The organism is Aphanizomenon sp. UHCC 0183, assembly GCF_009712065.1.
Lineage (GTDB): Bacteria > Cyanobacteriota > Cyanobacteriia > Cyanobacteriales > Nostocaceae > Dolichospermum > Dolichospermum heterosporum.
Genome location: NZ_VILC01000025.1, coordinates 36095 through 45018, shown reverse-complemented (window position 1 = coordinate 45018; position 8924 = coordinate 36095). Strand labels below are relative to the sequence as shown.

6 protein-coding genes are annotated in these 8924 nt (G+C 38.7%); 3 read left to right on the top strand and 3 right to left on the bottom strand.

The window, feature by feature from the left end; translation table 11 throughout:
• Positions 1-145 precede the first annotated feature (145 nt).
• Positions 146-1573 (bottom strand): UDP-N-acetylmuramoyl-L-alanine--D-glutamate ligase, encoded by a 1428-nt coding sequence (gene murD, locus FJR37_RS11020; RefSeq protein ID WP_168466030.1) that lies wholly within the window; start codon positions 1571-1573, stop codon positions 146-148.
• An 80-nt stretch (positions 1574-1653) separates the two neighbouring features.
• Entirely contained in the window at positions 1654-3804 is a 2151-nt protein-coding gene (gene glyS / locus FJR37_RS11015; RefSeq protein WP_168466029.1) for a glycine--tRNA ligase subunit beta, read from the bottom strand.
• Between the two features lie 668 nt (positions 3805-4472).
• On the opposite strand from glyS, the gene FJR37_RS11010 reads away from it, so the two are divergent.
• From FJR37_RS11010 to FJR37_RS11000, 3 genes are all read left to right on the top strand, one after another.
• On the top strand, positions 4473-4997 hold the full coding sequence (locus tag FJR37_RS11010; protein WP_168466028.1) for a type IV pilin-like G/H family protein: 525 nt from the start codon (positions 4473-4475) through the stop codon (positions 4995-4997).
• Between the two features lie 181 nt (positions 4998-5178).
• A complete protein-coding gene (locus FJR37_RS11005) occupies positions 5179-5718 on the top strand; it encodes a type IV pilin-like G/H family protein (protein ID WP_168466027.1) in 540 nt (179 codons plus the stop codon).
• Positions 5719-5958: 240 nt separating this feature from the next.
• On the top strand, positions 5959-8202 hold the full coding sequence (locus FJR37_RS11000; protein WP_168466026.1) for an O-linked N-acetylglucosamine transferase, SPINDLY family protein: 2244 nt from the start codon (positions 5959-5961) through the stop codon (positions 8200-8202).
• A 58-nt stretch (positions 8203-8260) separates the two neighbouring features.
• Here the strand turns inward: FJR37_RS11000 and FJR37_RS10995 are convergent, their stop codons facing one another.
• On the bottom strand, positions 8261-8890 hold the full coding sequence (locus FJR37_RS10995; protein WP_168466025.1) for a transposase: 630 nt from the start codon (positions 8888-8890) through the stop codon (positions 8261-8263).
• Positions 8891-8924 lie beyond the last annotated feature (34 nt).

The following is an 8924-nucleotide window of genomic DNA, read 5'->3' as shown; positions in this document are numbered from 1 at the left end:
GTTTTACCTTAAGTTGACACCAATGAAGCTCTTGCTTTACCCCTACACATCTGGGCTTTTTGTCATTTGGCAAAAGTTTAAATCTCACCCGTGTTTAGTATACATCAATTTGATTGATGTTGGGTTGCGCTTTGCTTAACCCAACCTACGGTACTAGATATTTTTGGCACAATTGCCGAAAGTCTTCACCCCGCATTTCAAAGTTGGGATATTGGTCAAAACTAGCGCAAGCTGGAGATAATAATACTACAGAGGCTTGATATTTTTTGGCTAATTCCCCAGATAAGGATACGGCGTTTGCCATTGTTTCAACTATGTGATAATTGCTATATCCCATCTCTTGCAGCCGTTTCGCAAATGCTGGTGCTGCGTTACCTATGAGTAAAACGGCGGCGGCTTTGGCTTGAATTTGGGCTAACCAAGTGGTATCATCCCCGGCTTTGGCTTCGCCACCAGCAATTAAAATGGCGGGACTATGGACAGATGCTAATCCTACTTCGGCTGCGTCGTAGTTGGTGGCTTTGCTATCGTTAATAAAATCAATTCCTTGCCAATTGCAAATATGTTCTAAACGGTGGGGAACGCCAGAGAATTCACGCACAGCTTGAGAAATAGCGGTAATATCTATACCTGCTAATCTAGCAGCGGCGACGGACATGAGCAGATTTTGCTGGTTATGTTCCCCTACCATTCGCAATGCAGATACCTCTACAATGGGTTGTGGTGTGGGGGTAATTTTTTCCATTACCCAGCCATTTTCTATATAAAAGCCTTTTTCACCTATGAGGAATTTTTCACCTTTAACGGTTGTCCAATAGGCATTTGGCCAATGAGTTAATCCTAATTTGCTCAAATAAGTATCATCACCATTAAATATTTGAATTTGGGAGTTATGTAATAATTTGGCTTTGATATTATAGTAATTTTCTAATGTTTTGTGTCGGGCTAAATGATCTGGGGTGAAGGTTGTCCAAATCCCAATGCGGGGCGCTAAAGTTACGGAAGATTCGATTTGATAACTACTAAGTTCACCAATTATCCAATCAACGGAATTTTTTTCTGTATTCCCTCTTGCCTCTTGCCTCTGGTTACTGAGCGAAGTCGAAGTATTGCCTCTTGCCTGTATTGCTACCTCACAAGCAGCATGACCAATGTTACCACAGGCGGGGGCGTTCAATCCCGCTGTTTGGAAAATGGCAGCAGTTAAAGCGGTGGTGGTAGTTTTACCATTTGTCCCGGTGATTGCTACCCAAGGAATATCTTGCAAATATCGCCAAGCTAGTTCCATTTCGCCAATAGTTTCCATGCCTAATTCTCGCGCTTTGGCTAAAATAGGAATATCCCAAGGAACTCCGGGACTGAGAACTATTAATTTGGATATATCAGAGTTGGTGAATTCTGGTTTGTGTCCTAATTTTACGGTAATGTGTTCACTGGCGAGTTGTTGTTGTTGTTCGAGGAGGGTTGGGGAGGTGCTACTATCGCAAAGTTCAACCTCCCAGCCTTCCTGTTTCAACAATCTTGCCGCAGCAACACCGGATTTTCCGAATCCAATAATTAACGCTTCTGGCATAGACTATGTAGCATCCCTGGTTAAGCTTCACTATAGTAGCGTTAATTGGCAAAAATTACACCAATTTTTGTTGCGTTATGCTACAAATTTTTGACTATCGCGCCAAAGTCCGCCAATACACGGGCGTTATTTCGCAGTAATCCCAGCAAATTTAAGCGATTTTGCTTAATATCTGGATTTGCGTCCATGACTAAAACGCTGTCTTCACCATCAAAAAATGTACTGACGGTGGGGGCAATTTTTGCTAGTGCGGTTACTAATAGTTGGTAATCCCGGTTTTGTTGTGCTGCTTGGGTTTGAGGAACTAATTCGAGTAAAGCGTTATAAAATGCAGATTCGGATTTTTTCTGGAACAGTTGGGGATTTATTAAAGATTGTGGTTCTAGGGTTTGGAAATCTAGATTTCCCTGGGCTGCTAACCGGGTGGAACGGTTGACGGTTTCGTAGATTTTATCTAATGTACCATCTTTGCGGATTTGTTGTAAATAGAGAGCGCGATCGCGGACATCTAATAAATCCGTTAATGCTCGTTCTGTGTATTCAGGATCATTTTCTCCCAAAACTGCATTTACCAAATCGTAATCTATCTGTTTTTCATCTTGTAATAAGGTGCGAATCCGTTGTAGGAAAAATTCTTGCAAGGTTTTAATTAAGGATTTGGCATCTTTGTTAAAAGTTGTAGCGAAATCTGTGGCGATTTCTTCTAAAAGGGTTGATAAATTAATTTGTAAATTCGCCAACCAGGTAATATTAACAATCGCATTTGCTGCGCGACGCAATGCAAAAGGATCTGATGAACCTGTGGGAATTAAACCTAAACCAAAGATACTCACTAAGGTATCTAATCTATCTCCTAAACCAACTATTTGCCCTGTGAGAGTTTGGGGAAAAATATCATCAGCATTTCTGGGTAAATAATGCTCAAAGATGGCTTTTGCAACTTCTGGATTTTCGCCATTGGCTAAGGCGTATTTTTCGCCCATAATTCCCTGTAATTCTGGGAATTCATAGACCATTTGTGTGACTAAATCGGCTTTACAAAGTAATGCGGCTCTTTGTATATTCTGGGTTTGGTCTGAATTTAATTGTAATTGAGTGGTAATTCTTTCGGCATTTTTAACTATTCTGGCGATTTTGGCACGAACTGAACCTAAATCTTCTTGAAAGGTGACTTTTTCTAATTGGGGTAAGTAGCTTTCTAAGGGTTTGGCTAAATCAGCTTCATAGAAAAATCTACCGTCAGCTAACCGCGCTCGAATGACTCTAGCATTACCGACAGCGATAATATCAGCTTTGGCTGGATCTCCGTTACTAATGGTGATAAAATTGGGTAATAATTCCTGACAATCAGCATTTTTGAAGACGGGAAAATAACGCTGATGACTTACCATGACTTCGGTAATTACTTCTTTTGGTAAATTGAGAAATTCCTCTTCAAATTGGCCGATAACTGCTGTGGGATATTCAACTAAATTGACAACTTCTGCTAGTAAGTCGGGGTAAATTGGGGTATATCCGCCTAATTTTTCGGCTGCTGCTTTCACTTGATTTGTGATGATTTCGGCTCGGCCTTCTGGGAGTACATTTACATAGCCAGAAGCCAAGGTTTTGACATATTCTGTAGCGTGGTCAATGCTGACGGGTTGGGGGTGTAAGACTCTATGGGTGCGAGAAAGGCTATCGCTTTTAACAACTTTTGCCCCATTTTCTAATTGTAGTGGTAGAATTTCCCCATCTAACAATGTGACTAAAGTGCGAATTGGGCGCGAAAATCGTCCGTCACCATGTCCCCAGCGCATTAACCGCTTGCCTTCTAAGTTCCAGACCCATTGGGGGACAAGTTCGGTTAGAATATCGGCGATGGGACGACCGGGAATTTGTTTGTTGACAAAGACGAAATCGCCTTTTTCCGTGGGACGAATTTCTAAAGCGGAAATATCTACACCTTGCTTACTCGCAAAACCAATGGCGGCTTTAGTGGGTTGTCCATCTTTAAAAGCTGCTTGTGCGGGTGGTCCCTTGATTTCTTCTTCTCTGTCTGCTTGCTGGGAAGGTAAACCTGTAATCAGAACTGCTAACCGGCGCGGTGTTCCATAGACTTTGACAACCGCTTCGGGGAGATTGTGGGTTTTGAGACTTTCGGGAATGCGCGATCGCCATTGTCCAATAGCATCACTCAAAAAACCTGCGGGTAATTCTTCTGTACCGACCTCTAATAAAAATGCTGGCATAAGATACTGTTTTTAAGTTGGTGTGGCTTAATATTAGTCAATTCCAGCATTGTACGCCAGTTCCGACTCTTGAGGAAAATCTAAGAGGGTGGTTGAAAAGTCATGATTGCTGTATCAAATGTTAATTACTTAAGCAGTGAGACAGAATTAATTACACAATGTTATTGTGTTAGCGCAGCGTGGCGTTAGCCATATGGAAGGAAGTGAAATGAAGCAATTCCAAGGGTCGTGATTGCTTCCCTTCGCTCGCAATGACTGTAAATAAGTAGTGAGGCAAAATTAATTACATAATGTCATTGCGAATGGAAGGAAGTGAAAGGAAGCAATCGCAAGGGTTGTGATTGCTTCCCTTCGCTCGCAATGACTGTAAATTGTCATTGCGTTAGCGTTGCGTGGCGTTAGTCATATGGAACAAAGTGAAATGAAGCAATTCCAAGGGTCGTGATTGCTTCCCTTCGCTCGCAATGACTGTAAATAAGTAGTGAGACAAAATTAATTAATTCTGTCTCACTACTTACCAAACACTATAGCCACCTGAGTATAAATATTTTTTGCATAGAGATATCAAACCTGAGAAATTTGGGAATAATTGAGATTAGTGTGGATATTGCCCTATTTTTGCATCTATGTGAAAGCACACTTTTTTCGATTAACCTATTGAAAATACTATGAAAAGCCATTTCCGAACGCAATTTTTAGGCTATTTTTTATCACCAAAGCTAGGCAATACGGGATTTACCCTAATTGAACTACTTGTAGTTATACTCATGATTGGTATTTTGTCTGCGATCGCCCTACCCACTTTACTGAGTCGGGCTAATAAAGCTAAACAGGTAGAATCTAAACTATATGTTGGTGCAATGAACCGCGGTCAACAAGCTTATTATCTAGAAAATACAGTCTTTACTGAATCTATTGATGAATTAGGCGTTGGTATTCGACAGCAAACAGAGAACTATTTATATAAAAGCAATATTGCTCCTAGTAACACAGTGGTGACAAATAACGGTATATCCAGGAAACCAGCGTTGAAATCTTATGCAGGAGTCCCCTATTTAAATACGATTCTAAGCACAGATGGTACTATTGGATCAGTTACCATCACTATTTTATGTGAAAGTCCTGCTGCTGGTGAAGGGACCGAGCAAACAATGAATTTAGCTTCTTGTCCCACTGGTTGGATACCTTTATAAATGCCAACGGTTGGATTGATTGAATAAACATAATCAGATGAAATCATCTGTATGTAAGCTTTCTCATCCATTTTTATATCTAGGAAAAAATATTTTTCGGTGGGGTGATATGAAATTGATCAGAACTGGGTAAGTTATTTGCATAAAGAAACAAACAACACTCCGACCAGGAAAAACTACTATGAAAACTGAACTGAAAGCCAAATTCTTGCAACACCTTCTTGGTAAAAAGAAAGATGATCAAGGTTTCACCCTGATTGAATTGTTAGTTGTTATCATCATCATCGGTATTCTGTCCGCTATTGCCCTACCTTCCTTCTTGAACCAAGCTAAGAAAGCTAAACAGACTGAAGCTAAGACCTATGTTGGTTCTATGAATAGAGGTCAACAAGCTTACATGACAGAGAATGATACCTTTACAAGCAGCATTGATGCTATGGGTATTGGTATTGCCACCCAGACCGCAAATTACACATACACGGCTGAGGCTGGTACTGGGGCTGGTACAGCTGCTTATGGTGTTAACTATTCAAGTATAGTAACCACTGGAAGTGGGCTGAAAAACTACGGTGGTAATGTTTATTTGAAACCAGTTGGACCTAACTCTGAACTAACAAGTATAGCATATCTCTGTGAAACCACCAATGTGGAAGCAAGTGGTAAAGACGCAGTCGGTACAACTGGTACAACTTGTACTGGCACCGGTAAACTAATTAAGTAATTCTTGAATTGTTTCAGCAATTAAGAGTAAGATTACACAATTAACTCTCTATGTTAGACATAGGGGGTTAATGTTCTTATTGCAAAATAGTTATACTAAACACGGGTGAGATTTAAACTTTTGCCAAATGACAAAGAACCCAGATGTGTAGGGGTTTAGCACTGCTAAACCCCTACGTTTAGAATCAAACAATCAAGCCGTTTTGAGTATATAGAGTATAGTATATAGGTTAAAAATTTTATGCTTCAGGATAACTGGCAGCAACAGGCACAAGAGTATCTCATTAATGAAAATTATAGTGCCGCAGCAAAACTGTATGAGGAAGCAATAGAAAGAGAATCTGATATTAAAATTTATTACTGGTATCTGGGATTACTATTCTTATTACAAGGTCAGGAAACAGAAGCGCAAGTAACTTGGTTTACGGCATTATCAGAAGTAGCAGAAGCAGATTTTGACATCACAGAATTAATAGAAGTTTTAGACAAAGAAGCCAAGCGTCGCATCACAATTGAAGACTATCATGTTGCTTGGGCAGTTCGTCAGCATATCAAAGAAATTGCCCCTGAAGATATTAATAATTTATTGCATCTGGTTGCGATTGTCATTCAATTAGCAACCTTTAAGGATGATTCCTCAGAGTTATTAGAGTCAATCAGTAATTCTTTATGTGTCACAACAGATAATTGTGATCTCACTTTATTATTAGATGTTATTAGAAAATTGTTAGTTTATACAAGCACAGAAAAAGCAGCATTTAATTCAGTTTTTGATTTTGCGAAAATTTGCTTACAGAGTCATCCAGATAATTCGATAATGATCATTATTGAAACCGTAATGACCCAATGTATCAAATTATCAGCTTTTTATAGACGACCAGACTTGGCATCAAAGTTTGCAGAACTGTGTCTAGATAGAGTTCCCAAGAATTATCATCTTGAACATAGAGAAATTTTAACACTGATATCCTATTTTTATCAAAACAATCAACAATATGATAAAGGTATAGAAGTAGCTAAACTATGTTATGAATTAGCAGATACTTTATCAGAAAAAATTTGTGCTAACCAAGTTGTTCTTAGAGGATTAATGACTTCTGGTAGTTATTGGCAAGAGGCTTATGATCGATTGCAAGACCAGATTGTATTAACTGAGCAGTTAGTAGAAACCCAACCTAATATTGATAATATTATAGATATAACCAGGTTATCTAATGCGTTATCTGCTCTTCCGTATTTTGAAGATAAACCACAAAGAAACCACATACTTCAACATCAAATTTCTAGTTTTTGCCAATCCCACTTTATTAAAAAATATGCAGAAATAGTAGAACATAATTCTAGAAACTTAGATTTACGAAGACAGAATCTAAATCGAAATAAACAAATATTTAATATTGGTTATATTTCCCATTGTTTTAAACGACATTCTGTTTCTTGGCTATGCCGTTGGCTTTTTAAACATCATAACCCAGAAAAATTCAAAATACATTGTTATTCTTTTGACGATTCTGAAGGAATGGAAAGTTTTACACAAAGACATTTTGTTGATAAATCTTATAAGTTTTATAAATTTGGACTTCATGAAAATGATAAAGTTTGGCAGCAAATCCAAGCAGATGAAATTGATATTTTAGTGGATTTAGATAGTTTAACTTTAGATCAAGCCTGTGAATTAATGTCAATCAAATCTGCACCGATACAGGTAACATGGTTAGGGTGGGATAGTTCAGGATTACCATCAATTGACTATTTTATTGCTGACCCCTATGTGTTACCAGAAGCAGCACAGGATTATTATAGCGAGACAATTTGGCGACTACCTCAAACCTATATTGCTGTTGAAGGTTTTGAGATAGATGTACCTGATTTACAAAGGGAAGATTTAGATATTCCTAGTGATGCCATTATTTATTTCATGACTCAAAAAGGATATAAAAGGCATCTACCCCATCTACAATTACAGATGAAAATTATCAAAGAAGTACCTAATAGTTATCTTTTGATTAAAGGAGATGCTGATCCAGAAACAACTAAGGTATTTTTTGAGAAGATTGCGGCAGAGGCGGGTGTGGATTTTTCTCGCATCAAATTTTTACCCTATGCCCGTAGTGAAGCCGTCCATCGGGCTAATTTACAAGTTGCTGATGTGGTTTTAGATACCTATCCTTATAATGGTGCAACCACAACTTTAGAGACTCTATGGCTGGGTATTCCTTTAGTTACTAGAGTGGGTGAACAATTTTCTGCCCGCAATAGTTACGGCATGATGGTTAATGCTGGTATTACGGAAGGTATTGCTTGGACTGAGGAAGAGTATGTAGAGTGGGGTGTGCGTTTGGGTAAGGATGAAAAACTTAGACAAGAGGTTGCTTGGAAATTAAGACAAGGAAGAAAAAACGCACCTTTATGGGATGCGGAAAAATTTACCCGTGAAATGGAGAATGCCTATCAACAGATGTGGCAGAAATACGTTGATAGTTAGCTTGTAGTGAGGGCTTAAGCCCTCATCTAAATCACAGCACTGAAGTGCTTACTACGGACTAGTCATCCCAATTTGTGCCGTAATCTCTTATTGGATACTCAACCCAAGAATCACGCAACCATTGCCGTTCATAAGTTTCTAAATACCAGTGGACACTACTCTCAACCCAATCATAAGGAGATTTTACTAAGCCATGTTTCACCGGGTTGTAATGAATGTAGTTCAAAGTTGTATAGTAATGCCGTTGAGAACGAATAGCTCTATCTGACCACCGATACCATATTTTTCGCTTAGTTACATTATCCTCAAGATTCCATTGACGAGAAAGCACACCATGTATTTTGCGAAATAACTCACTCAAAACATCAAAATTTACTAACTGAACCAGCAAATGATAATGATTAGGTAAAATCACCCACGCACAAATCTTGCAGTTTGTAGTGAGTGCTTCAGCACTCACCTTATTGCTCACAGCATCACCAAAATTATTAAATATCATCTCTAACAGTTGCTGACGACGTGATTCTGAATAAAGATGACACTTATGTTCATAGCAAGCTGCTGTTAATAAATAAAATTCTTTATCTCTAACTGGATGTGGTGGTGAGTGAGGTGGATAACCTCGACTTAAACGATATTCGACTAGTTCGGCTTTTTGTTCATCTGTAAGTTTATGATACTCGTACATAGATTTTTTTAAAGCAAGTTAGTAATGAGGGCTT

What these genes read in the sequence shown, in the direction of transcription:
- murD (WP_168466030.1), bottom strand. Translation starts at nt 1,573, where the DNA reads ATGCCAGAAGCGTTAATTATTGGATTCGGAAAATCCGGTGTTGCTGCG.
- glyS (WP_168466029.1), bottom strand. Translation starts at nt 3,804, where the DNA reads ATGCCAGCATTTTTATTAGAGGTCGGTACAGAAGAATTACCCGCAGGT.
- FJR37_RS11010 (WP_168466028.1), top strand. Translation starts at nt 4,473, where the DNA reads ATGAAAAGCCATTTCCGAACGCAATTTTTAGGCTATTTTTTATCACCA.
- FJR37_RS11005 (WP_168466027.1), top strand. Translation starts at nt 5,179, where the DNA reads ATGAAAACTGAACTGAAAGCCAAATTCTTGCAACACCTTCTTGGTAAA.
- FJR37_RS11000 (WP_168466026.1), top strand. Translation starts at nt 5,959, where the DNA reads ATGCTTCAGGATAACTGGCAGCAACAGGCACAAGAGTATCTCATTAAT.
- FJR37_RS10995 (WP_168466025.1), bottom strand. Translation starts at nt 8,890, where the DNA reads ATGTACGAGTATCATAAACTTACAGATGAACAAAAAGCCGAACTAGTC.